Source organism: Paenibacillus sp. J2L1-98, from assembly GCF_056269405.1.
Window position 1 is genome coordinate 35,874 of sequence record NZ_JBWDNW010000030.1, and the last position, 24,946, is coordinate 60,819.

The 24,946-nt window shown below is 46.7% G+C and carries 26 protein-coding genes, 2 tRNA genes and 1 rRNA gene; 11 read left to right on the forward strand and 18 right to left on the reverse strand.

Annotated elements, in window-relative coordinates:
• Positions 1-40: 40 nt before the first annotated feature.
• Positions 41-1,297: an MFS transporter gene (locus AC0YNZ_RS28755; protein WP_475829830.1), complete on the reverse strand. Its 1,257-nt coding sequence runs from the start codon at positions 1,295-1,297 to the stop codon at positions 41-43.
• Positions 1,298-1,460: 163 nt separating this feature from the next.
• Here AC0YNZ_RS28755 and AC0YNZ_RS28760 point away from each other — a divergent pair, with 163 nt between their 5' ends.
• Entirely contained in the window at positions 1,461-1,937 is a 477-nt protein-coding gene (locus AC0YNZ_RS28760) for a GNAT family N-acetyltransferase (protein ID WP_475829851.1), read from the forward strand.
• Positions 1,938-1,948: 11 nt separating this feature from the next.
• Here the strand turns inward: AC0YNZ_RS28760 and AC0YNZ_RS28765 are convergent, their stop codons facing one another.
• Positions 1,949-2,242 carry a hypothetical protein gene (locus tag AC0YNZ_RS28765; protein ID WP_110774093.1) on the reverse strand — a complete coding sequence of 98 codons (294 nt, stop codon included), beginning with the start codon at positions 2,240-2,242 and terminating at the stop codon, positions 1,949-1,951.
• Between the two features lie 181 nt (positions 2,243-2,423).
• Between AC0YNZ_RS28765 and motA the strand changes: the two genes are divergently transcribed.
• Together motA and AC0YNZ_RS28775 are read left to right on the forward strand one after the other, a co-directional pair.
• Positions 2,424-3,212, forward strand: a complete 789-nt coding sequence (gene motA, locus AC0YNZ_RS28770; RefSeq protein WP_475829852.1) for a flagellar motor stator protein MotA — start codon at positions 2,424-2,426, stop codon at positions 3,210-3,212.
• Positions 3,209-4,042 (forward strand): flagellar motor protein MotB, encoded by an 834-nt coding sequence (locus AC0YNZ_RS28775; RefSeq protein WP_475829831.1) that lies wholly within the window; start codon positions 3,209-3,211, stop codon positions 4,040-4,042. The genes motA and AC0YNZ_RS28775 overlap by 4 nt, the downstream gene beginning before the upstream one ends.
• Before the next feature lie 72 nt (positions 4,043-4,114).
• Here AC0YNZ_RS28775 and rluF read toward each other — a convergent pair whose 3' ends face one another.
• Entirely contained in the window at positions 4,115-4,816 is a 702-nt protein-coding gene (rluF, locus tag AC0YNZ_RS28780) for a 23S rRNA pseudouridine(2604) synthase RluF (protein ID WP_475829853.1), read from the reverse strand.
• Between the two features lie 120 nt (positions 4,817-4,936).
• Entirely contained in the window at positions 4,937-6,769 is a 1,833-nt protein-coding gene (locus tag AC0YNZ_RS28785) for a PAS domain S-box protein (RefSeq protein WP_475829832.1), read from the reverse strand.
• Positions 6,770-6,968: 199 nt separating this feature from the next.
• Here AC0YNZ_RS28785 and tadA point away from each other — a divergent pair, with 199 nt between their 5' ends.
• Positions 6,969-7,433, forward strand: a complete 465-nt coding sequence (gene tadA / locus AC0YNZ_RS28790) for a tRNA adenosine(34) deaminase TadA (RefSeq protein ID WP_110774090.1) — start codon at positions 6,969-6,971, stop codon at positions 7,431-7,433.
• Between the two features lie 6 nt (positions 7,434-7,439).
• On the opposite strand, the gene AC0YNZ_RS28795 is transcribed toward tadA, so the two are convergent.
• Positions 7,440-7,619, reverse strand: a complete 180-nt coding sequence (locus AC0YNZ_RS28795) for a Spo0E family sporulation regulatory protein-aspartic acid phosphatase (protein WP_475829833.1) — start codon at positions 7,617-7,619, stop codon at positions 7,440-7,442.
• Between the two features lie 328 nt (positions 7,620-7,947).
• Here AC0YNZ_RS28795 and AC0YNZ_RS28800 point away from each other — a divergent pair, with 328 nt between their 5' ends.
• From AC0YNZ_RS28800 to AC0YNZ_RS28820, 5 genes are all read left to right on the forward strand, one after another.
• Positions 7,948-8,829 (forward strand): LysR family transcriptional regulator, encoded by an 882-nt coding sequence (locus AC0YNZ_RS28800; protein WP_475829834.1) that lies wholly within the window; start codon positions 7,948-7,950, stop codon positions 8,827-8,829.
• 345 nt (positions 8,830-9,174) lie between these two features.
• Positions 9,175-10,362 carry a carboxylate--amine ligase gene (locus AC0YNZ_RS28805; RefSeq protein ID WP_475829835.1) on the forward strand — a complete coding sequence of 396 codons (1,188 nt, stop codon included), beginning with the start codon at positions 9,175-9,177 and terminating at the stop codon, positions 10,360-10,362.
• Between the two features lie 42 nt (positions 10,363-10,404).
• The gene (locus AC0YNZ_RS28810; RefSeq protein WP_475829836.1) at positions 10,405-11,874 is read left to right on the forward strand and encodes a UDP-N-acetylmuramoyl-L-alanyl-D-glutamate--2,6-diaminopimelate ligase; all 1,470 of its coding nucleotides are present in this window, start codon (positions 10,405-10,407) and stop codon (positions 11,872-11,874) included.
• 40 nt (positions 11,875-11,914) lie between these two features.
• On the forward strand, positions 11,915-12,628 hold the full coding sequence (locus AC0YNZ_RS28815) for an aspartate/glutamate racemase family protein (protein WP_475829837.1): 714 nt from the start codon (positions 11,915-11,917) through the stop codon (positions 12,626-12,628).
• Between the two features lie 27 nt (positions 12,629-12,655).
• Complete coding sequence (locus AC0YNZ_RS28820) at positions 12,656-12,850, forward strand: hypothetical protein (RefSeq protein ID WP_475829838.1); 195 nt, start codon at positions 12,656-12,658, stop codon at positions 12,848-12,850.
• Positions 12,851-12,982: 132 nt separating this feature from the next.
• Here AC0YNZ_RS28820 and AC0YNZ_RS28825 read toward each other — a convergent pair whose 3' ends face one another.
• Positions 12,983-14,134 carry an HD domain-containing phosphohydrolase gene (locus tag AC0YNZ_RS28825; protein ID WP_475829839.1) on the reverse strand — a complete coding sequence of 384 codons (1,152 nt, stop codon included), beginning with the start codon at positions 14,132-14,134 and terminating at the stop codon, positions 12,983-12,985.
• Positions 14,135-14,315: 181 nt separating this feature from the next.
• On the opposite strand from AC0YNZ_RS28825, the gene AC0YNZ_RS28830 reads away from it, so the two are divergent.
• A tRNA-Arg gene (locus AC0YNZ_RS28830) sits at positions 14,316-14,392 on the forward strand.
• Positions 14,393-14,691: 299 nt separating this feature from the next.
• Positions 14,692-15,048: a DUF4870 domain-containing protein gene (locus AC0YNZ_RS28835; RefSeq protein ID WP_475829840.1), complete on the forward strand. Its 357-nt coding sequence runs from the start codon at positions 14,692-14,694 to the stop codon at positions 15,046-15,048.
• Between the two features lie 198 nt (positions 15,049-15,246).
• Here the strand turns inward: AC0YNZ_RS28835 and AC0YNZ_RS28840 are convergent, their stop codons facing one another.
• The 12 genes from AC0YNZ_RS28840 to rrf all read right to left on the reverse strand — a co-directional run.
• Positions 15,247-16,305 (reverse strand): hypothetical protein, encoded by a 1,059-nt coding sequence (locus AC0YNZ_RS28840; RefSeq protein ID WP_475829841.1) that lies wholly within the window; start codon positions 16,303-16,305, stop codon positions 15,247-15,249.
• 146 nt (positions 16,306-16,451) lie between these two features.
• Positions 16,452-16,607, reverse strand: a complete 156-nt coding sequence (locus AC0YNZ_RS28845; RefSeq protein ID WP_475829842.1) for a small acid-soluble spore protein P — start codon at positions 16,605-16,607, stop codon at positions 16,452-16,454.
• Positions 16,608-16,652: 45 nt separating this feature from the next.
• Positions 16,653-16,829 (reverse strand): hypothetical protein, encoded by a 177-nt coding sequence (locus AC0YNZ_RS28850; RefSeq protein ID WP_475829843.1) that lies wholly within the window; start codon positions 16,827-16,829, stop codon positions 16,653-16,655.
• A 15-nt stretch (positions 16,830-16,844) separates the two neighbouring features.
• A complete protein-coding gene (locus AC0YNZ_RS28855) occupies positions 16,845-17,192 on the reverse strand; it encodes a hypothetical protein (protein WP_110774079.1) in 348 nt (115 codons plus the stop codon).
• Between the two features lie 124 nt (positions 17,193-17,316).
• Positions 17,317-17,405: transfer RNA gene (locus AC0YNZ_RS28860), tRNA-Ser, on the reverse strand.
• Between the two features lie 81 nt (positions 17,406-17,486).
• Positions 17,487-18,773, reverse strand: coding sequence for a serine--tRNA ligase (gene serS / locus AC0YNZ_RS28865; RefSeq protein WP_475829844.1), 1,287 nt, complete (start codon positions 18,771-18,773; stop codon positions 17,487-17,489).
• Between the two features lie 47 nt (positions 18,774-18,820).
• On the reverse strand, positions 18,821-19,405 hold the full coding sequence (gene pdxT / locus AC0YNZ_RS28870) for a pyridoxal 5'-phosphate synthase glutaminase subunit PdxT (RefSeq protein WP_475829845.1): 585 nt from the start codon (positions 19,403-19,405) through the stop codon (positions 18,821-18,823).
• A gap of 77 nt (positions 19,406-19,482) precedes the next feature.
• Positions 19,483-20,364: a pyridoxal 5'-phosphate synthase lyase subunit PdxS gene (pdxS, locus tag AC0YNZ_RS28875; RefSeq protein WP_475829846.1), complete on the reverse strand. Its 882-nt coding sequence runs from the start codon at positions 20,362-20,364 to the stop codon at positions 19,483-19,485.
• A 128-nt stretch (positions 20,365-20,492) separates the two neighbouring features.
• A complete protein-coding gene (locus AC0YNZ_RS28880; protein WP_475829847.1) occupies positions 20,493-21,791 on the reverse strand; it encodes a D-alanyl-D-alanine carboxypeptidase family protein in 1,299 nt (432 codons plus the stop codon).
• A gap of 181 nt (positions 21,792-21,972) precedes the next feature.
• Complete coding sequence (guaB, locus tag AC0YNZ_RS28885; RefSeq protein WP_475829848.1) at positions 21,973-23,430, reverse strand: IMP dehydrogenase; 1,458 nt, start codon at positions 23,428-23,430, stop codon at positions 21,973-21,975.
• Positions 23,431-23,573: 143 nt separating this feature from the next.
• Positions 23,574-24,767: a GNAT family N-acetyltransferase gene (locus tag AC0YNZ_RS28890; protein ID WP_475829849.1), complete on the reverse strand. Its 1,194-nt coding sequence runs from the start codon at positions 24,765-24,767 to the stop codon at positions 23,574-23,576.
• Between the two features lie 88 nt (positions 24,768-24,855).
• Positions 24,856-24,946: ribosomal RNA gene (gene rrf, locus AC0YNZ_RS28895) — 5S ribosomal RNA — on the reverse strand; the annotation flags it as partial.

Genomic DNA, 24,946 nt, shown 5'->3' on the forward strand with positions numbered 1-24,946 from the left:
GCGGATATAGAGGTTTTTCGCATGTATTATGAGCAGCGGCCTAGCTCCCTTGCGCCCCACCTAAAACTAATGATCTGCGCCCCGCCTGTTTTCTTCCGAGAACGAGCATAGCCGCGAGCAGAAGCAGCATCAGCACAACGAGTACGCTAATGTACCACAAGGTGGACTGCACATTGTACTGGTCCATAAACCAGCCCGTCACTCGCGGAAAAACAGCACCTCCAAGGCCGCCGCATGCTACCAGCAGGCTTGTTGTCCGCTCGGTCATTCCCGGAATGAGCTCATTGGCATAAACAAGGGCGATGCCGAAAATACCCGAGAAGAACAAGCCGCTTAGCGCTACCAACGCCAGTATCCAGCTAAGCTGTCCCATGACCGCCATCAAAACAAATACGACCGAAGCTCCTGCCGTAGCGATGAATAAGTAGCGTGAATATCCCATCCGGTCTGCAAGCACGCCAGCAAATAAACGGCCAAGCACCATCGTGCCCCAGAATAAGCTGAGTACGGCTGCCGCACTGGATTCCTCAACGCCCGAGCGAATGATGAGAATCGACGGCAAATAGTTAGAGAAGCTCATTTCCATTCCGACATAGATCATAAAAAACAGCGCCGACAGCAATAGAAACGGCAGCGCTTTCCGCGGATATCCGAAGAAGACAGTCGCTTCTGATCTTGCAGCAAACGACTCGGCAGAATCATTAGGTTTGCCCTGCTCTGCCGCTGCGCGTGAATTAAGTCCAAGCTGGTCGTCCAGCTCTCCGAATGACATCGTCAGCCACAGCACAAACGTGATTCCTGCCATCGCGGCTAGTATGGGGAAGGAAATTTGCCAGACGCTTTGCTGAATCAGGTAAGCGGCCGCAATCGGAATCAATAAGGCGCCTACGCCAAAAAAGGTTTCCAACCGGCTCATTGCCGCTGCCTTTCCGTTCTTCGCCATATCGATGATCAGCGCGCCGACGACAGCCTCCGTCATACCGAAGCCGAATCCCGCCAAAGGACCAATCGCCAGCATCCAGCCCCATGGAAGCAATAGGCTGTAAGCCGCTTCACTGAGCGTCAGTAAGCCAACCGCAAGCAGAACGGCGCCCCTCTTCCCTGTTCTCGCTGCAATGGACGGCGCAAGCAGGACACCCACCAAAAATCCAAGAAACTGGTTCATAATCCATTGCCCGCCGTCTTTATAGGTCAAGCCGTAATGATCCATCAGCTGTTCCAATATGGATCCGCCCACGACATGAGCAACCCCTATAACTAAATATGACAAGCAGCCAAGCCAAAGTAACTTCTTCATTCTAATGCTTCTCCTTATTTACGCACGATCTCCTTGCGTCTATCTGATATAATAAACCTATTTCATTCGTGTTAAGCTTTAAGTGAATAGTTATCTGACCGGAGGTACACAACCTGTGACGAACAAACCAAGCTCCACTCATTATAAACGAGATCCGATTGATATGACCATATGTCCGCTAGAAACTTGCCATGCGGAGGAAATATGCGGCTGGACCTATGAAGCGCCATTCGATATTTATAATTGGCCCTCCTGGGAGCAAATGAAAAAGGACGGAATCGAGTTCGGCGACTCCGTCCTTCGAGCGGATCAATATGCTGCAGTAATCGATAGTCAGCAGAAGCTGATTGGGTTTGCGCAGTTTTTCCCCTTAACAGGGGTGACGCGGCTTGGGCTCGGCCTGCGGCCTGACCTATGCGGCCTGGGGCTCGGTCCCGCCTTCACGCAGCTAATCGTCTCCGAGGCTGTACGGCGCGCTCCGCAAAACGAGATTGATTTAGAGGTGCTTGCTTGGAACACGCGTGCCTCCCGCGCCTATGAGCAAGCTGGCTTCCATATTACGGACACCTATTCGCGCCCGACTCCCTACGGCTTTGCCGAATGCCATTGTATGGTTTATAAGCCTTCCGCAGTGGAGTGAAATGTAGATCATTATATTAATCTAATAATTTGCGTTACTTTATCGTCCTGCGAAACCTCAATAATATGATGCTTGCTGTTATAGGTAATGACGCCGCCGCCTACCGCAATGACCGGGTCCTGACCCAATCCGAAGAAGACATCATCCGCCAATGCTTCCATCACCTCAGAGCGGTCCTCGGCAGGCAGCGCAGCCCACTCCTCCGATTCCATTTCAAAAAAAGTATAGCTGCCCTCGATTTCTGCCACCGCTGCTGTCAAATCCTTCAATATATCTGCGTATTCTCTCGCATGTCTAACGCCCATTTGTGATTACCACCTTTATCATCGTTATTTTTGTACACATCTCTCTACTATTCTACCGCATTTTTTAAAATTTTAACGCGTACGCCTTCAAAACGTACCATTTACTCTAACTTCGGAATACCCATTTGACGATAATATAAGAAGTAGAGAAATGTCGAAAATGATTTGGACGGGGTGTATGATGAAAAATTCAACAATTATCGGTCTTGTTCTAGGGTTAGTCGCTGTACTCGGAGGGATGGTGTTAAAGGGAGCAAACCTGTCATCTCTTTTGAATCCTGCTGCTTATATGATTATTATATTAGGAACCGTAGCTTCTGTTCTTATTGCCTTTCCCATGTCCGAGCTTTCCAAAGTCGGCAAGCTATTTAAAATGGTATTTACCGAGCAAAAGCTTCCTCAGCGCGATGAATTGATCCAGCGCTTCATGGAATGGGCTTCCGTTACGCGCCGCGAGGGCTTGCTCGCTCTTGAAGCAAAGGTCGACGAAATTGAAGATACGTTTCTCCGGAACGGCATGCGCATGATTATTGACGGCAACGATCAGGACTTCGTGCGCGACGTTCTGCTTGAGGATATTGCAGCTACGGAAGACCGGCATAAGGCTGGCGCGCTTATTTTCACGCAAGCAGGTACATATGCGCCTACTCTAGGCGTACTCGGCGCGGTTGTAGGCTTGATCGCCGCTTTGGCCGATATGAGTGATATGGAGAAGCTCGCTCACGCCATTGCCGGTGCATTTATCGCTACATTGCTTGGTATCTTTACAGGTTATGTGCTTTGGCATCCCATTTCTAATAAATTGAAGCGTTTGTCTAAGCAAGAAATTCAAATTCGTCTCATGATGGTTGAAGGCTTGCTATCCATTCAATCCGGCGTTTCGACGATTGCTATCAATCAGAAGCTGTCCGTATTCCTTACCCCTACAGAAAGATTGAAGTTAAGGGAGAAGGAGGAAGGAGCCGCTTGAGCAGAAGACATAAACACGAACAACACGAGGAGCATATTGACGAATCCTGGCTCATCCCGTACGCCGATTTGCTTACCCTGCTGCTAGCACTCTTTATCGTGTTATATTCCATGAACTCCGTAGACGTGAAAAAATTCGAAGAGTTATCCAAAGCCTTCAACGTAGCGCTCAGCACAGGCAGCGGAGTGCTTACCGAATCGGCAATTGTCAAGAGCGGTGAAGATGACGGGAAGAAACAAGACGACGCAGGCGGCGTGATCGACACAAAGGATCAGTCGAAGGAAGAAACGAAGGATCAAACGGCCGAAGAGAAAGCCCGTCAAAAGCTCATCGAACAAGAGCAGAAGGATCTTGAAGATCTGAAGAAGAAGGTTGACACTTATATCGAGAAGAACGGTCTCACGACCGATCTGAAAACGAAGCTTAACCTTTCCCAGCTCATGATTACGATTAGCGACAACGCGTTATTTGCCCCGGCGCAAGCAAACGTTAAACCGGAATCGAAGGAGCTCGCTGTCGCAATCGGCAAAATGCTTCAGCAATATCCTGATTACGAGGTCATCGTGTCCGGGCATACCGATACAACCCCGATCTCGACCGTCTTCTTCAAGTCGAACTGGGATCTAAGCTCGATGCGGGCCATTCGTTTCATGGATATTTTGCTCGAAAATAAACACCTGAATCCCGTACGCTTCAGCGCCATCGGCTATGGTGAATATCGTCCGGTTGCCGATAATAAAACGGTGGCAGGCCGCGCCAAAAACCGCCGTGTTGAAGTTTCGATAACTCGCAACGAATCAGCCAATGCTCAAAATCTTAAAGTGAAATAGCATAAACAAAAATCCCCTGCATCATTTGCTAAACGCGCTTAATGCAGGGGATTTTTGTTTAACTGCGCCATGCTATACCGGCTCGTAGCTTAAATTTTCAAATAGCGCCGCTTTCTCGCCTTCCGTCAAATCCCGCCACTTCCCGACCTGCAGCCCGCCCAGATGAATGTTCATGATCCGCTGACGCTGCAGCCTTCTTACATGGTAGCCGAACGCCTCGCACATTCTACGAATTTGACGATTGCGCCCTTCGGTTAATATGATCCGGAATACGCGATCCGTCACTCTCGTCACGACGCAAGGCAATGTCATGCTGCCCAGAATATGAACGCCGCTTGCCATCCCTTGCAAGAAAGCCTCCGTCACCGGTTTGTCCACCGTGACCAAATATTCCTTCTCATGCTTTCCCTCTGATCGAAGAATCGGATTCACGATATCACCGTCATTCGTCAGCAGAATTAAGCCCTCCGAATCCTTATCCAGCCTTCCAATCGGAAAAATACGCTCGGTATGGCCTACAAAATCGACAATATTTCCTTTAATATGCAGCTCAGTCGTACTCGTAATGCCTACCGGCTTGTTGAGCGCAATATAAACATGCTGTCTCTGCTTGCCAATCTTACGGCCGTCGACACGCACATCATCCCCCAGCTCTGCCTGACTGCCGAGAAGCGCCTTCACACCATTGATCGTTACGCGTCCGCTGTCTACCAGCTTATCCGCCTCGCGTCTGGAGCAATAACCCGTTTCACTAATAAACTTATTGATTCTCAAAGCTGCTTCACCCCGTTGTATGTACTGCCAAATCGGAAATTTTGTCCGATGGATCATCATGCGCGGCTGCTGCCGCAGCGCCGAAAGTCTCCAGCCGGCTGCCTCAACATGAGGCAAGGCCTATGCTTGTTCTTCTAGTATAACGTTCTCACTAGCTTCTTTCAAAGCTGGAAGAATCACATGGACGGTTGTTCCGACATTCACAAGGCTTTTGATATCCATTGACCCGCGATGACTGTTAATAATACGCTGACTCACCATAATACCGAGACCAGTGCCTGTTTCCTTGCCTGTAAAAAAAGGATCGCCAATTTTCGGTATCATATCGGCAGGTATACCCATCCCTTCATCCGTAACTGCAATCGAAATAAACTCTCTTTTGTTCGTAATTTGAATATGGATCCGTCCCCCGTTCGGCATCGATTCAATGGCATTTTTCAACAAATTAATAAACACCTGCTTCAATTGATTCTCCTCGCATGAGATCAGGCAGGGCTCCTCCGTAAAAGTAACAAGAAACTCGATATCGTGAAGAAGCGCTTCACTGTTCATTAATGCGATTACATCCTGCAGTACATTCCTCACGTCCTTTGTAACAAACTTCGTTGCTTGCGGCTTGGCCAAAATCAGAAACTCTCCAACAATCAGATTGATCCGGTCTAGCTCCGACAGCATAAGGGTCACATGGGAGAGCGTCAGCTTCTTGCTCTCCTGCTGAAGCTGCAGAAAACCGCGCAGCGTCGTCAGCGGATTGCGGATTTCATGAGCAACGCCAGCTGCCAGCTGCCCTACCGTCGTGAGCTTCTCCGATCTGCGCAGCAGCTCCTCCATCTTATTGCGGCTGCGCATATCTCTTGAAATGCTGGCAAATGCACGAATCGTTCCATCCGAGTCGCGAATAGGTGAAATCGTAACGCTAACCGGGATCATCTCGCCCGTCTTGGTTATGCGCATCGTTTCCTGCGCAGGCAGCACCTTTCCTGATAGGAGCTGGTTCAGCATATGCCTCATCTCCGCTTTATGAGAATCCGGCAGAATCGGATAATAAAGCCCGATTGCTTCCTCCTCTTCATAGCCAAAGAGTAGCTCGAAAGCGCGGTTTACTTGAATGACTTTGCCCTCCAGGTCGATAAGGTGAATAGCATCGCTCGTATGATTAATGAACGACTCCAAATGCTCCTTCATACGCCGGTTTTCTTCAAATGCTATTCGCAGCTTGCTCATATATATGCTTAGATTTTGCGACATCGCATTGACCTTTAGCGCGAGCAAGCCGAATTCATCCTTGCGCTTAATGCGAATCGGTTGCTGAAAGCGCGCAGAAGAAACCTCGTTCACCTTCCACAAAATATCCTTTAACGGCTTGATCATTACCCCTACCATCCAATAGCTGATAATGAGCACGAGCACCATCGCAATGCCCGTATAAATCAGCGAGTCATTACGGCTCTGACTTACAAGGTGCTTAATTCCTTCACCGTCATAAACAACGCTTATAATATAGTTGCCCGTCTGTTCGGTTGAATAGTAGCTCCGAAAATAGGGCTTTCCGTTTATTTGCATTTTTCGCAGCTCAAAGCCGGTATTCTTCACTTCGGTTAACATAGAATTATCGTTCGTTGAGTCCAAATACGTATAGGTGCCAAACAGAACGAATAACGAGTCTTGCTCAAATACGGTTATTTCCTTTATATTTGGATTTAACGATTTTACAATGTCTAAGATTTGCTCAGGACTTGTTCGGTCTTCTCCTTCGGAAACGGAGCTCCTGCCCGACTGCTGCTCGTATGAGGAAAAGGAATTTGCAACATGCATGGAGGTATCCTGCATCGATTGACGCGCCTGCTCCCGCATACCGTGAATCATCGAATATTCACTTAACATGTGGTAGAAAATGAAGAACGTCAATACAATTAGCGTAATCAAGAAAGAGAACTTCATCTTAATTGACAATGAATGACACATCCTTTTACACAAAAACATTTTATTAACAACTTATACACATTATCAACAAGTACTGTGCACAGCTCTGAATAATTTGTGAGTATCTATGTGTATATCACGAAAGTTATCCACAAAGTTATCCGCAACATGTTAACAACAGAATATTTGTTCGTTGTATAATGATTAACTTTCAAAGGGGTTATTGTTTATGATAAGAGAACAAGAAGATCAGATCTGGATGCTTGAAGCCATTGCAGAAGCTAAAAAAGCCGAGCAAATCGGAGAGGTTCCTATCGGGTGCGTTATTGTCAGAAACAACGAAATTATCGGGAGAGGCTACAATTTGCGGGAGACACGATTTGATCCAACCGCGCATGCCGAAATGGTGGCCATTCGTGACGCCTGCGATCGCATCGGCGCATGGAGATTGTTAGATTGTACGTTGTATGTCACGTTGGAGCCTTGTCCAATGTGCGCCGGCGCTATTGTTCAATCCAGGGTTAAACGTGTTGTATACGGAACGACCGATCCGAAGGCGGGTTGTGCCGGAACGCTCATGAACTTATTGCAAGAGCCCCGTTTCAACCATGAAACGGAGCTCACAAGTGGTATTTTACAGCCTGAATGCGCGTCTCTGTTAACTCAATTTTTCCGTCGACTGCGAGAGAAGTAACGTCCCCTACAAATTGTCGCGGCGTATCGTGATAGGTGCTAGTTCGTCTCTTTGTATATACTGTAACGCAACAATAAGTTGATCGGCCTCTTCGCTAATCGCCAGAACATCCGGATCTGTCAAACTGCCGCGAGCCTCGGCTATTTCATTAAGCTTTAGCCGCAGCGACTGCAATTGTTTTAGCAAGTGTTTTTTGTCCATAGCTCGCTTCGGGGCACGCTCCTTATTTAGCACTCGTGTGGTAATGCTTTTATTATACTCGGAGAGCAATAAGGAGTTTGTAAAAACTTGTCGACGAACGTAGACAATTTTCGGGCATTATTCGACAAAATGTAGTTATTTACGCCATTCCGTAGTTCTTTTTCACTAATAAAATCAATGATTATTTGGTAATTGTCACTCAATACAAATTAAGGACTAGTTAAAAATACACACTTTTTAAATGATATTGATAATCATAATCATTTATTGTACTATTAATTCATTACTTAATTTAATGTGGAGTGCATGCCTAATGAGTTCTGCCGAAAAGCTTCAAACGTTTTTGATGCTCGCTGATTGTCTGTCTTTTACCGAAACGGCAAAAAGGCTTTATACCTCTCAGCCTACCGTCAGCAATCACATACATCTGCTTGAAATTCAGTATGGAACGGCCTTATTTAACCGCTCCGGCAAGAGTGTCGATTTAACGCAAAAGGGTAAAATTTTATACGAGTACGCTCTTGAGATTACATCGCTGTATAAGGAGGCCGAAACCCGTCTCCAATACAATGCACCACAAACGTTGAATGTATTTGTCAGCTATTATTTAGGCACTTATGTGCTGCCTGATCTCGTTAAGCGATTTAATGACAAATATCCCGAAAAAGCGCTACAAATACAATTCGGTAATTATGTCGAATTACAGAAGAAATTGTTGCAAAAACAGACTAATATTGCCATTATGCCGCTCAATGAAACGGATTATTATAACCAATCTGACTTTACTTTCGAACCGTTATTCGTAGAGGAGCTGCTGCTTGTCGCATCGCCGGAGCATCCCTGGAGCAAGCGCAAAATACTGTATACAAGAGACTTGAACTGTAAGCGGCAGCTCGTCCCCGAAAATGACTTCATTCAATTTAGCATGATTCAAGCACTCAAACGTAATCACGTAAACATAGACATCGTATATAGACGCAGCCTTGAAGCGATCAAGGAAGAGGTTAAGCAGGGAAGCGGTTTCGCCTTTCTGCCCTACTATTCCGTTAATCAACATATTGCAAGCGGAGAGCTGATAAACCGTCCTGTGGCAGGTTTGCAAAATAAACGCAGCAACGGTTTCGTCATCCGCAATGATACGGTGCTTACCGAGCATGAACAAGCCTTCTATACGTATATCAAGCAAGCATTCTAGCCGTCTGTGCATGCCGGCCTGCAGTCTTTCATGAGCAAATGCCAAACACGCCGCCAGCTACATTATCTCCTCACTTCTTTTGCAAAAAAAATCTGACTTTCCCATCTACGATAAGCGAACGATTCCATACAAGCCATAACGAGCATACACGCAAACAAGCAGGCGCATCCCATGCACCTGCTTTTGTCTTTCCATGCGCTTTGAAGTTAAACAAAATCCGCTTGCTGTCCACAATTATGAGGATAAATCCATTTGTATTATAAGAAAGTATGAAGTAAAATTATTTAAAACATAAGTAGTATTACTGATGAAATAACATAAATTCGGATGTCGGGATGTGCCTTCGTGAATAATAAAGCATTAATTCTAGGTTGTAATTATTATATAGGCTTAAGCACGATTCGTTGCTTAGGCATTAACGGCGTACATACGGTTGCAGTTGATTATTCCACTAAAGATACCTATGGCGCGGATTCAAAATATACGTCCGAGAGACTGATCTCTCCTCACTATAAAGAAGATACGGCAGCATTCATTCGTTTCCTAAAGGACTATGCCCGAAAGCAAAGCGTCCCTCCCGTTCTCATTCCTTGCCATGATTCCTATCTTGAGGTCATCGATGAGCATTTGGACGAGCTAAGAGAACATTATCTTATTCCGCAAAATGTTCCAGGCATATATTCAGATATGATGAATAAAGAAGTACTACAGCGGCTTGCGCTTGAAAACGGTGTTTCCGTCCCTGAAACGGTAAGAGTGGATGAAGACCGCTTCTTCGAGAAAATCGACCAAACGATCAAGTTCCCTTGCATCGTCAAGCCAACCGACTCCCCTTCCTTCGTCGCGAAGTTTAGAAGGAAACTCTTCAAGGTAAACAACCGCTCAGAGCTTGAGGAAGCATTGGCAAAAGCAAAGGAAGCAAACTTGGAGGTTATCGTACAGCGTATCATTCCGGGCTTTGACGATCATATGTATACGTTTGACGCATACTTAAACCAGAATTCCAAAGTAACGCACTGGGTAACCTGCCAGAAATTCCGCCAGTATCCTATCAACTTCGGCGCATCGGTTTATACGGGCCAGAGGTACGTGCAGGAGCTGTTCGATATCGGCGCACCTTTCCTGGAGAAGATGAAATGGAAGGGCTTCGCGGAAATCGAGTTCAAGAAGGACGCCGAAACCGGCAGATTTTATTTGATCGAGGTCAACTGCCGGATCACGAACCTGAACAACCTGCTTTATAAGGTAGGCGTGAACATCCCTTGGATTACGTATCAAGAGCTGACTGGCGGCAACCTTGTGCCTCCCAAAGCCGTCAAAGAGAATACGAACCGCGTATTCTGGTACGGGTATGAGGACATGCTCGCCATTCGTGACTATATCAAGACCGGACAGCTGACATGGAAGCAAGTATTTGTTTCGCTTTTTAAGCCTAAGGCTTATGCGATTTGGGATTGGAAGGACCCTAAGCCGGCTCTCTCCTATGCCTCTATCATTGGCGGCAAGCTGACGAAAAAGCTTCTGAGAAAATAGTCCGCACAGACAGGAACAGGTCACTAGAATGGAGCTGATCGTATGTTATTGACCTCCTTAGTTAAAGATCTTGAATACACGCTCGTCAAAGGTGATTTAAATATAGAAGCAAACTCCGTTGCCTACGACTCCAGAGAAGTCACGGCCAATGGCGTTTTTGTCGCAATTTCCGGCTTTTCGGTTGATGGTCACCGTTTTATTGATAAGGCGATCACGCTTGGCGCGACCACTGTCATTGTAGAGAAGAAAGTCGCAATTACAGCTGACGTTACGGTGCTGCAGGTTGCCGACACGCGCGAAGCGCTTGCGCGGGTTGCCGCTAATTTCTATCATCGCCCGACTGAGCAAATGAATCTTCTCGGCATAACGGGGACGAACGGAAAGACGTCGACCACTTATTTTCTAAAATCAATTTTCGAGCAAACGGGGACATCCCTCGGTATTATCGGCACAATCGGCACGGTCATCGGAGACAAGGTGTTCCAGAATAAAAACACGACGCCGGAATCTCTGAATCTGCAGCGGATCTTCGCTGATATGATCGAGTCCCATACGAAGCATTGCGTCATGGAGGTTTCTTCGCATGCGCTCAATTTAAGCCGCGTTGCTCATTCCAGCTTCAATACCGGAATCTTTACGAACCTGACGCCGGACCATCTGGAGCTTCATCATACGATGGAGGAGTATTTCGAGGCGAAGGCCAAGTTATTTGCCATGACGACGGACTATAACATTATTAATGCGGATGATAAATACGGTAAAATCCTCATCGACCGATTGAAGAACGCGGCTCCTAAGCTGCTTACTTACGGAATCGAGCAGGAAGCTGACATTTACGCATCGGATATTAACTATTTTGCCGAATACACGATCTATACTGTAAATACACCAAAAGGCAGCATTGCCATTAAAGTAAATCTGCCTGGAACGATCTACGTGTACAATAGCTTGGCGGCTATCGCAACCGCTTATTGCAATCAATTCAGCTTGCAGCAAATTGCTGACGGGATTGCGGCTGTCGATGGCATTAAAGGGCGTCTAGAGGTCGTTTATCAAGATGAAGACACCAAAATTATCGTCGATTTCGCGCATACAGAGGATAGCCTAGAGAAGGCATTGACGACGATCCGGCCTTTTGCTAAGGGCAAAATCATTCTCGTATTCGGAGTATATGCGTCTGATGGGGAGTCGGGTATAGAGAAGCGCAGAGCGATGGCCAAGGTTGCCGCAAAGTTTGCCGATTTTTCCGTTATCACCTCGGATAATCCGAAGGAGCAGGATAATACGCTTATTATCCGGGAAATTGTCGAAGGCATCGAAGCGCATAATGGCGACTATGAGGCTATTGTCGACCGGAGAGACGCGATTGCCTTTGCCATTGAAATCAGCAGAAAAGACGACGTTATCCTGATCGCCGGCAAAGGCCATGAAACGTCGCAAATTATCGGCAAAACGGAAATTCCTTTTAATGAAGCGGAGATCGTTAGGGAAATCATGTTAAGCTCAAAATGAATCATTTCAATTAAACACTTCATCAAAAGTAGGTTGAACAATGGAAGCTAAAAGCTTAGGCGTCATAGGCGGGATGGGCCCGAAAGCAACATCCGTATTTTTCGACATGGTTATCGAACAGACCGCAGCAGACCGCGATCAGGAGCATATTAATATAGTTGTCCTTAATCACGCCACTTTACCCGATCGAACGGAAGTTATATTGGCGGGCAGAGGCGAAGTGTTTCTTGAAGCGGTTGCGAAGGATTTAAAGCTGCTTGAAGCAGCGGGCGTGTCGAATATCGCAATCCCTTGCAATACGTCGCATTATTTCTACAACGATATGCAGAAGATGACGAGCATCAACATCATTAACATGGTGGATGAGACTTTGAAAGAGATCTACAACACCTACGGAGAGCATTGCAAAATCGGTATTTTAGCTACAAATGGGACCGTTAGCAGCGGTGTATACCGCAAAGGCTGTACTCAGTACAATATGCAGCTTCACGAGCCTAACGACTCGATTCAAGAGCATGTGATGGACATCATCTACAACAAGGTTAAACGCAATTTACCGGTAGAACCATCCGAGTTTGAAGGCATCATCAATCATCTTCTGATCCATGATCAATGCCAGTGCGTAATCATCGCATGTACCGAATTATCAATCATTCCAATTCAAAACGAGGTCTCGAAATATTGTGTAGACGCAATGGCCGTGCTTGTTCAAAAGTCTATCGAGCTGTCCGGCAAGCAGTCCATCACGAAATAAAGACGAAAGCGCAAAAGGAGGCTCGGCATGACGGCCCATGAGACGGAAGCATTCAAACAATTTTTGACCGTTTCCTTCGAAGGGGGCATACGGCTCAGAGAATTGCGGCTGTCAGAAGTCGAGCTTGAATTTATAGCAGCACGCTATCCAAATGCCTGCACGAAGCCTCTGGAAGCAAGCGCATATCCGGACGGCAAGCTATGGTTCGAGGTTTCATTATAGCGCAGCATGCGCGATTCGCTTATGACACTGCACAAAAAATCCGGAGATACTGATCTCCGGATTTTTTGTGTCTTTGCTTATTCATCCCTAAAAGACCCGAAACATTTCTCCTACGAGATCTAACCAACAACTCTATTCAATTTCAAGCATATCGGCATCCCGGTCTCTTGCTTCAAGAATTTGCGGCAGCTGCTCAAAAAACACATCCACCACTTGCGGGTCAAAATGCCGCCCCCGTTCTTCCTTAATAAGGGCCAATATCCGTTCCAGCTCCCAGGCCGCTTTATACACCCTTGAGCTGCCTAATGCATCGAATACATCTGCAAGCGCGGTAATGCGCCCGTAGATATGAATGTCCTCGCCTGCAAGCCCTTGCGGGTACCCCGATCCGTCCCATTTCTCATGATGATGCAAAGCGACAATTGCCGCAGCCTGCAGAAGCTGCCTCTTGGAATTTCGCAATAGCTGGTAACCGATATCGGCATGTCCCTTCATCTGCTCAAACTCATCAGCCGTTAGCTTTCCCGGCTTTTGCAAAACGGCATCAGGTATAGCTACCTTACCGATATCATGCATAGGTGAAGCGCTGCGCAGCATGTCTGCCTCCGACTTACACATGCCTAATCCTAACGCTAAAATATAGGAATATTGGGCGACCCGCTTAACATGATTACCCGTTTCCTTCGAACGGCCCTCGCCAATTTTACCCATTGCCATAATAATCTCTTTTTGCGTTTCGAGTATTTCCTCATGCAGCATGATCGATTCCAAAGATTTACCCGAGTACGATGCGGCAAGCGATAGGTACTCCATATCCTTCGTCGAGAACGTCTGTTTTTCTGTCAATTTATTAATAGCTTGATAAGCCCCGATCACTTCTCCCTGATTATTGCAAAAAGGGATGGTCATAATCGACTTCGTCCGGTAGCCGGTCTTTCTGTCGCTATCTGGATTATGTCTGGGATCCTCATAAGCATCGTCTATAAAAATCGGTTGTCCAGAGCTGATCGCGCTTCCCACTAGCCCGCTTCCGTAAGGGATTCGAATTTCTCCCACACCGTGAGCGACTGCCGTAAACAGCTCATGACGCGCAGCGTCGATAAGCCAGACCGTGCAGCGGTCGGCAACGACCATTTCCCGGCCCATGTTCGCCATTAAAATAAGTACGGACTCCAGCTTTATTTCATTAGCTATTTTTGCTGTATATTCGAAGATCACTTTGAGCATTTGCTCAGGCGATAAATCTAATTTATAAGAGTGGGATTCATTGAAGTTTTCTTGCATGCAGGGCACTCCTCCAGCCGTACGAGCTCATAACCTTTACAATTATTCGCTCTCCTGCACGCTAAATCCTGCTATTCAGACAAGAAATGCCAGTGTTATCGACAAAAATTGCATTTGTTTCATTCAATAATCGTTGATCTTGCTTACTTTAAAGCACACATGCTATAATTAGTATTGCTGCGCGTCCGTAGCTCATCCGGATAGAGCAAACGTTTCCTAAACGTTAGGTGGGAGGTTCGAGCCCTCTCGGGCGCGCCATTTCTTTACTCGTCTGTTGACCGCAACATACGGCAGCTTGATGTTTTTGTTGTTACTTAGCTCATCTATTAAATACTTCCCTGAGCCTTGTCAATTAACAAGGCTCTTTTTGAGCTTAATTCTCGGAATGATTTTGCACCTTACGACTGCCGCATCTAAGCCCCATTACAGACCATCTTATTCGCATTATGCAGCCAAGCTGTTCATTGATAAATTTATGCATATCTTTCAGCCCTTCTAACGTATAACTACATAAGTCACTTTAGTCGGCTGTTCTTATCATAAGGAGGCAATATATAATGAATCAACCTTTCGGGCTTCATAAAGAAGAGAAAACGTACGGAATGCTTTCCCATCTGCTCGCTTTCAGCGGATTAATTATTCCGTTTGGCAACATTCTCGGCCCGCTTATCATCTGGCTCATGAAGAAGGACCAATCCAGCTACGTGGATATGCACGGCAAGGAATCGCTTAACTTCCAGATCAGTAATACCATCTACACCATCATTTCCAGCCTGCTCATATTCGTACTCATCGGCTTTGTAACTACACCGCTTTTATTTATTTTCTGGCTCGTATTCACCATTATCGGTTCCATTCGCGCATCCGAAGGGAACAGCTACCGTTATCCGTTAACGATTCGTTTTTTCAAATAAAACAGAAAGGCGCCGGAACTGGCCAGTTCCGGCGCCTTTCTGTTTTACAGCTGCGAAGTATATTTCTTCGGAAGCGCGTGCTGGCGATCCAACTGATCCATTGCCTGCTGGCGCAGCTATCGCCTGGGAAACCACTTTTGTCACCACCCGAAGCAGAAGCCGCCCCTGACAGTCAGGAGCGGCTTCTAAATGGGTTTCTTATAGTCCAACCGGCTGTTGGAACAACTTTGTCAGCTCATCCAGCGTAATAGCGTCAGCCGGAATTTCATTCTCGAACTTTGGAGCTTTATCAATATCGGAATAAGTTACGTCATAATGAACGCCAAGCTTCATCTTCTGACCGCTCTCTTTATCCGATGCTTCAACATTTATTTTGCCTGCTTGGTAAGAGAGGTAGCCATCTGTAATAGCGCCGGTAAATGTCAGCGTGTTTACTTTGACATTATTTTTGAGCGTATCCAGTATTTCTGTTTTGTTTGTCTCAAGATCCGTCTTAAACTTCTCGATATCAGCCTTCTCTAGCTGCAGCGACTTAAGCGATTCTTCATTCGCAAGCAGCACTTCAAGCACTTCAGGCAGCACCTGGTTAATAACGGTTTCTACCGTTTTTGGATAGTTGTCTGCGTTGATTTCGAATGCAACGACTTGATCAGCTTTCAAATCGGCTGGCAGACCAGCCTCCTCCGCCTTAGGCTCGCTGAAGTAAGTCTTCTCGTCAAAATGCTTAAGCAGTATGTCTCCAAGCTCCTTGCCAAGCTTCTGCTGCGCATCCAGATCGATCTCAGCCGCGCCCTGCTGCTTCGCAAGCTCCTTCAGATCAATCTTGATGAACTTGCCTGTAACGGTCTCAGGCAGCGGCAGCATCGGAATTTGCGGTATTTTCACATACAGCGTTTCCTCTGTCATGATCATTGGTACGGTCAGTTTCATTTCCATATCGCCCGGCAGTACGATCTCCATATTCATATCCGTACGCATCGGGTCCTTCTGATAAACAGCATTGACTGAAATTGTCGCATCCTTAATCATGCCTACGATCGCCGCTGTTGCAGCCGGATCACCCTGCATAGCTGCATCCTGCGGAATTTCCAGCTCATCCAAACCTAATGACATTTTAACTACATATGAGTCCGCACCTGCGATCTTCGTCATAGCTGCTTGCAAAGCTTCCTTCGGCGGTTTTGCAGAGCTGCAGCCTGCAATGACGACCAAAATAACAGCTAGCAAAAGAACCGTTATTTTATGTACCTTTTTCATGCAATAAGTACCTCCCCTATCTTTTTATAAGCACCTCCATTCTATACTAAAAAAACAGCTTTTAGAAGTTATAACCAAAAATTCCCGTTCAGCGAACTGAAACGGGAATTTTGATCTATACATTTTTGGCGCCATCGAATTAATTTTTAAGAGCCATCCGGGTTATTATGACTCACGTGATTATGCTGCTTCGTCTTCTTAGAACCGGATAGCGGCGCCTGCTGCCCGCCGCCGTTGTCACGCTTCGACCTATTGCGCTGCTGATTGCTTTCCGGCACTGGAAAAGCTTTTGATTTAGCCATTTAGAACCCTTCCTTTGTCTATTCCATTTTGTATTTAAGCAACCGTTAATTCTTTTGATGCTCTAAATCAGCCGGGTTATCATGATTTATAGCGTCTTGATTGCGCCGGTCATTTTTGTCCTGCTGCAGCTGCTGTGCCTGATGGCTATTGACCGGTTCGATGTCTAGAGCATCAACGACATTCGATAAATTTTTATCGGCAGTTCCTTTTGCTTTCGTCATAAGTGGTTGTCTCCTCTACGCGTGCGTCAAACGATGAAGCGCTTGTGCACATTCATGCAAATGTCTGGTGTAATCCTGTATCAGCTGCTGTATGATGTCGCCTCGCTCATCGACGGATATCTTGTCCTTCTCGACGTCAATAAGCTCAACCCTCACTTCGCGGCTATCCACATAAGTAACTTTAAAATCAAACGAATACATTTGATGACCGGCTGCATCTATCGTCACGCGCAGTGACTTCGAATCCGCCTCATCCGGCAGCACCTTGCAGCGGTCGGCGCTGTTCAGCGTTTCCGGCAAAGTTTGTCGCCAAGCATCTGCTAAGTTTTCCTGATTCATTTGCAGCTCATCTGATTTACCCATTAAATGAAGCACCTCCACACGTATAACATGCGGAGGGCGACTTCATTTTATACGAGGAGATGAAGTACAAAAAAAGCCCAAACGCTTGGCGTTTGGACTTGTTCATATGTAGCTAATAAAAATATGGAGGAGAGAGTGGGACTCGAACCCACGTGAGCTTGCGCTCTAACAGTTTTCAAGACTGCCCCGTTATGACCGCTTCGGTATCTCTCCATCGTTTAATTGTCACAAGAGATATTGTACCACAGGTCAAAATAAAGATGCAACTAAATTTTGACCTTGTGGCAAAAAAATTTAAAGTTTAGGTGCTTCGATCAAGCTGATGCCGCCCATATATGGACGCAATACCTCTGGAATCGTCACCGATCCATCCGCTTGCTGGAAGTTTTCGATGATCGCAGCAAAAGTACGGCCAATCGCCAAACCTGAGCCGTTTAACGTATGCACGAATTCCGGCTTGCTCTTCGTATCTCTGCGGAACCGGATTCCGGCGCGGCGCGCTTGGAAATCCTCTACATTCGAGCATGACGATATTTCACGGTACGTTCCCGCGCTAGGGAGCCATACTTCAAGATCATACGTTTTTGCCGCTGTGAAGCCCATATCGCCCGTACAAAGCGTTAGAACACGATATGGAAGCCCAAGCAGCTGCAATACCTTCTCGGCATTAGCGGTCATTTTCTCAAGCTCTTCGTACGAATCCTCTGGCTTAGTCAATTTGATCAGCTCGACCTTATTGAACTGATGCTGACGAATTAAGCCGCGTGTATCGCGTCCAGCAGAGCCGGCTTCCGAACGGAAGCATGAGCTGTAAGCCACAAAGTATTTAGGAAGCTCTTCCCCCGGTAAAATCTCTTCGCGATGCAGGTTCGTAACCGGAACCTCAGCCGTTGGAATAAGGAAGTAGTCTGAATCAGAAATTTTGAATAGATCCTCTTCAAACTTCGGAAGCTGCCCCGTACCGATCAAGCTGTCGCGATTCACGATATACGGAGGCAGTATCTCCTCATAACCGTGCTTGTCACTGTGCAAATCCATCATGAAGCTGATAAGCGCACGCTCAAGACGTGCACCGAGGCCGCGATAGAAGGTAAAACGCGATCCCGTCACCTTCGCTGCGCGTTCAAAGTCCAAGATGCCGAGCGATTGCGCAATTTCCCAGTGCGGCTTGGGCTCGAAGTCAAAGCTTGGCACTTCGCCGTTTTTGCGAAGCTCAACATTGTCTTCCTCCGACTTGCCGATTGGCACGCTTTCGCTAGGTATGTTCGGAATCGCTTGTGTCAGCTCTTCCACTTGCACCTCTAGCTCACGAAGCTCATCGTCCAGCTCTTTAATGCGGTCGCCTACCTCTCTCATCTCAACGATAAGCGCTTCGGCATCGCCGCCCGTTCTTTTGAGCTTAGCTACTTCCTGTGAAACCGTATTGCGGCGGCTCTTTAGCAGCTCCGTCTCTTGAATAAGATCACGGCGCTTCGTATCCAGCACCGGGAAATTAGCAATAAGATCGAGTGAAGCACCGCGATCGCGAAGCGCCCTCTCAACCTTCTCAAATTCATTTCTTAATAATTTCACATCCAGCACGTGTCAAAAGCCCCTCTCTGAAGGGAATAATTTTATTATTGTAAAAGCTATTCTTTATCTGCGGCTGCTTCCTTCACCATATCGACGAAATAAGCATGCAGCCTGTAGTCATCCGTAAGCTCCGGATGATAGGACACGGCAAGCAGATGTCCCTGCCTTGCGGTTACGATCTCATCTCTGTATGTAGACAACACATCTACGTCAGAGCCGACTTTCTTAATCAAAGGCGCACGGATAAAGACTGCGCGAACGGGCTCATCGATTCCCTTTACGGTCAAATCCGTCTCAAAGCTTTCCTGCTGGCGGCCAAATGCATTCCGCGCAACCGTCATATCCATCAGACGCAAATGCGCATCCTCTTGTCCCTCGATTTCATCCGCCAATACGATAAGACCCGCGCAGGTTCCGAATAACGGCTTGCCCTGTGCTGAGAAATCCGCAATAGCCTCCATAAATCCGTATTTCCGCATAAGCTTGCCGATCGTCGTGCTCTCGCCACCAGGAATAACAAGCCCCTGCAGCTCCTCAAGCTGCTCAACCCGCTTAACGGCGACCGCCTCTGCGCCCGCCGCTTCTAAGCTACGTATATGCTCTGCCACTGCGCCTTGAAGCGCAAGTACGCCTATCTTCATCGTTTTATTCGCCTTCCTTTACGGGCAAGAGCCGGCATCGCTATAAGCAATTAGCCGGCACCTGCATATTACATCTATTAGATACCGCGGTCTTGCATGCGCTCAGCAGCGTTCAGCTTGGAAATTTCAATACCTTTCATCGGTGCTCCCAAGTTTTTCGATACTTCAGCAATTAGCTTGTAATCTTGATAATGTGTAGTTGCTTCAACGATTGCACGAGCGAATTTCTCAGGGTTTTCCGATGTGAAAATACCCGAGCCAACGAATACACCGTCTGCGCCAAGATGCATCATCAAAGCAGCATCGGATGGTGTAGCTACTCCGCCCGCTGCGAAGTTAACGACTGGAAGCTTGCCAGTCTCATGCACGCCAAGGAGCAAATCATAAGCTACGCCGAGGATTTTAGCCTCGTGGTAAAGCTCGTCCTTCGACAAGCCTTGAATTTTGCGAATTTGACCGTTAATCAAGCGAAGGTGACGAACCGCTTCAACGATGTTGCCCGTTCCCGGCTCACCCTTCGTACGAAGCATTGCTGCGCCTTCTTGAATACGGCGCAAAGCTTCGCCAAGATCCTTCGCTCCGCATACGAACGGAATTGTAAATTCATTCTTGCTAATGTGGAACACTTCATCGGCTGGTGTAAGCACTTCGCTCTCGTCGATATAATCGACGCCCAATGATTCGAGTACTTTCGCTTCTACATAATGGCCGATACGAGCTTTCGCCATAACAGGAATCGAAACAACCTTCATTACTTCTTCAACAATTGTCGGATCAGCCATACGAGCTACTCCGCCTGCTGCACGAATTTCGGAAGGAACACGCTCAAGCGCCATTACCGCTGTTGCCCCTGCTGCTTCTGCTACCTTCGCTTGCTCGGCGCTCATAACGTCCATAATGACGCCGCCTTTTTGCATTTCTGCCATGCCGCGTTTTACACGCGATGTACCTGTTTCCATGTTACAAATCCTCCTAGTGTCATCCATTAAAATATATATTACCGAAGTTGTTCTAACCATTGATTTTACAGGAACCAAGAATAATCGACAAGCCTTGATTTACTTTATTCCCTTGTTCTCTGCTCGGATTAGAACAAATTGACGATTCCGTTAAACAAGCTAGCGAAAAAATTACCGATTGCACGGAACATCAAGCGGAACCAGCTCGCCTTCTGTCCATCCTCTGTCGTAATCAGATTAACCGTACGCTTCAGCTCAAGCTTCGTGTTCGGATCCGTGTACTTGTACGTTACCGTACCAACAACGGTACCGACCGGAATCGGAGCAATCAATTCAGCCTCGGTTTTCACATCGCTGGCTACAACTTCGATCTTAGGCTCAACGCCCTTCTTAACCATGAACGTCATGTCCTTATCCGTTACAACCGGAAGGGATTTCTTTTTGCCCTTCTTAATCTTAACCGATTTCACCGATTCTACCACGGATTTTGGCGGGAGTACCGTCTTTTTCTCAAACGTGCTGAAACCGTAGTTATACATCTTAGCCGTTTCGTTAAAACGAGCGGACTTTGTTGCTGTATCCATCACGACGCTAATAAAACGTTGATCGCCCCGTTTAACGGTACCCGTGAAGTTGTAGCCTGCTGCGTCGATAAATCCTGTCTTCATGCCGTCGACGCCTTCATATGCCAAATGCTTTAGACCCGTTTGATTTACGTTCGAGCCCAGCATCCAGTTTATGTTTACGATCGGATCCGCATCGCGCTCACGGAATTTATATTCCTGCAGCTTGGAGTATTCCAAAAATTCCGGATGCTCACTCAAAATAATTTGTGCAAGCTTGGCCATGTCAGCCGCAGAAATCACTGTCGTTTCCGATAGGCCCGTTGCACTTGTGAAAATGGCCGTTTTTAGGCCGAGCTTATCGGCAACTTCATTCATCTTCGTTACAAAGCTTTGCTCGCTTCCCGCTATTTGCGAGGCAAGTGCAATCGTTGCATCATTAGCGGAGCCCACTGCCATTGCTTTATATAAATCACGAACCGTATGTTGATCGCCTTGAGCCAGAAATACGGATGATCCGTCCGGCGGTACAGCAGCTGCTTCCGCACTTGTCGTAATAACCTCATCCCATGAGAGGCGCTCATTCGATATTTCCTCAAGAACGATATATTCCGTCATTAGCTTAGTCATACTTGCCGCAGGAAGCGGTTCTTCCGAGTTAACCTCATACAGCACTTGACCGGAATCCGCATCAATTAAAATAGCCGCTTTGACCTGTAAGCCTAAAGAATTTTCCGTGCTAGGTCTACCTTCATATCCATTCGCCAGTGCCACCGCAGAACCAAGCGACAGCATTACCATCCAAACCGCCAGACTTGCAGCGATGACCGACTTTAACCGAACCGGTCTTACTATTTCCTTCAACGTCGTTTCTCCCCTTTTCCCACTTGGTTTATCCGTTGTTAATTGTAACATATCAAACCCTAACAATTAAACCTCTTCAAGACGTTAGTAGAATGAGTAATCATTCATAAAAAAACCAGGCAAGGAAGTGCGAATCGGACGCCCTTCCTTGTCTGGTTATAAAAGCTTGTTCAAGTTAATTTTATAGGGAGTAGTTAGGAGCTTCCTTCGTAATTTGCACATCATGCGGATGGCTTTCACGAAGACCCGATCCTGTAATACGAACGAATTGCGTATCGTTCTTGAGCTCGTCCAGCGACGATGTACCGCAGTAGCCCATACCTGAACGCAAGCCGCCCAGCAATTGATGAACGGTATCAGCAAGCGGTCCTTTGTAAGGAACGCGGCCTTCAATACCTTCCGGAACGAGCTTGTTCTCGTTCTCTTGGAAGTAACGGTCCTTGCTTCCTTCCTTCATAGCGCCGAGCGAACCCATACCACGATATACTTTAAAGCTGCGTCCTTGGAAAATTTCCGTTTCGCCTGGGCTCTCAGCCGTACCTGCAAACAAGCTTCCGATCATAATCGCGCTTGCTCCAGATGCGATTGCCTTCGTAATGTCGCCGGAATACTTAATACCGCCGTCTGCAATAATCGGAATATTGTATTCACGGGCAACCGTAGCACAATCATAAATCGCAGTAATTTGCGGAACGCCGATACCAGCAATAACGCGCGTTGTACAAATCGAGCCAGGTCCGATACCTACTTTAACAACAGATGCGCCAGCTTCGATTAGATCGCGTGTAGCATCGCCAGTAGCAACGTTGCCTGCGATAATCGTAAGATCCGGGTAAGTTGCACGAAGCTTACGAACAGCTTCTATAATGTTAATATGGTGTCCATGTGCCGAATCGACGACAAGAACATCAATTCCCGATTGTACCAATGCTTCCGCACGATCCATCGTGTCCTTCGAAATACCGACTGCTGCTCCGCAAAGCAGACGGCCTTGCTGATCCTTCGCCGCATTCGGGAACTGGATCGCTTTCTCAATATCTTTAATCGTAATAAGGCCTTTAAGCGTGTTCGACTCATCGATGAGCGGCAGCTTCTCGATCTTGTGCTTCTGAAGAATAACTTCCGCTTCCTGCAGCGTCGTGCCGACAGGTGCTGTAACAAGGTCGTTGCGAGTCATGACTTCATTTATTTTGATTGAGTAATCATGTACGAAACGCAAATCACGGTTTGTCAAAATACCGACAAGCTTCTTGTCTTGATCAACAATCGGCACACCTGAGATGCGATATTTCCCCATCAATTCTTCTGCGTCGTATACATGGTGATCAGGAGTAAGCGAAAACGGATTTGTAATTACACCGCTCTCCGAACGTTTTACACGGTCTACTTCCTCCGCTTGCTGTGCAATCGACATATTCTTATGAATAATGCCTATTCCACCCTCACGCGCTATTGCAATCGCCAATGCGGCTTCTGTAACGGTGTCCATGCCTGCGCTAATGAGCGGAATGTTTAGCTTAATGTTCTCGCTTAATCGAATCGAGATGTCAACTTCCCTAGGCAGCACTTCTGATTTGCGCGGAATAAGCAGGACGTCGTCAAACGTTAGCCCTTCTTTGGCGAATTTCGTTTCCCACACGAGTATGTTCCTCCCTTAATTTAAGTACGTCTCACATATATTATTGCAATATTAGCAGAGGGGTTATAGGCTGTCAAGGCTGATGAACAGCTTGTTACATCCACTTTATACTCGTTTTAGGAGACTGAAAGATTGCTATTTCTTTAGAAAAAATCAGGTAAATACGTTATTCGTTCGGGAATACGATCTTGTAAGCGTTTAATCATTGCCATATCTCCGACTATACGCGCCAAATGGGCTAATTGAACCGGTCGGAGGTAACCTAGAAGCAAGGTTGTAAATGATCCAATATCCAGCTTAATTGCTTCCTCTATTCTATGCTTTTCATCCAAACGGCGTAGAGAAGCTTTGCCGGATGCATCTATTTGAAGTAAAAAGCTGCCATTATTCCAAGGGGCGTGCTCATCGCTAAGCTGAATGGGAATATGATCATCACCATTTGAGGGATTGAAATCGTAACCGTCTATAAATGCTTCAGCATCTACTATACGAGCCATAAAATAAGGAATGATTTCCTGCCCAATTCTTGGATTAGGCAGCTGATACGGGAGTAAGTCGTCAGAAGGCACTGTTATGGTTACATCATCTATCATCGAATCATGCTGAGCAATAAATGACCATAAAGCCGCTCTCGACTCCTCGTTTAAATAAATAAGCTCATGAACGGTTAGCCGTTTATTTTTCACTTCATATATCAAATAGCCGCGCGCCTCTCCGCCCTTATCGTAATAAAGGGCGATCTGGCCCGGCTTTCTCTTGCTTATACGATACTTCCACCACAGCTCGGTACGTACCAACGAACCATTATATTTTGAAGCATATGCTTGATAAATGTCATTCAACAAGCTGTACTTTCCACTAAACCGCTCGATACGGCCTTCATATGGACCCCGCGCTGGCAGTAGTTCTGACTTGATTGTGTAAGCTTTATGTTCGGTATAGGTTTCCCAGCCAAATTTACGATAAAAACCAAATGCGAATGGATGCAGGAACGAAATGACCTGTCCCTTAGCCTTCATCTCCTGAAGCGATTGAACAAGAAGCTTAGCAACTAAGCCCTGCCTTCTATACTCAGGCCAAGTTGCTACTCCCGCTAGACCGCCCATAGCAAAAGCCTTTCCTCCTATATAGGTTTGCAGCTCCAGCACCGTGGCCTGCGCGGCGAACTTATGATCGACATAAGCGGCATACCGTACTGCCGGCTCGGTCTCAAACTGCTCTCTCGATTGCTCAAGCTCAGCAGCTGACCTCTCGTATTGAAAAGCAAATTGCGATAAAGATATGCTTTCATAAAACTGTTCCATATTCATATGCTTGATTTCAATTGCTTTTGCCACCTAGAAACGCCTCCTTTTTACAGATGACCTTATCATACCGTAAAAACAACAAAAAAACCTATCGCATCACATGCGATAGGTCTCTCGTGCTTGGCGACGTCCTACTCTCCCAAGACCCTGCGGTCTAAGTACCATTGGCGCTGGAGGGCTTAACGGTCGTGTTCGGTATGGGAACGCGT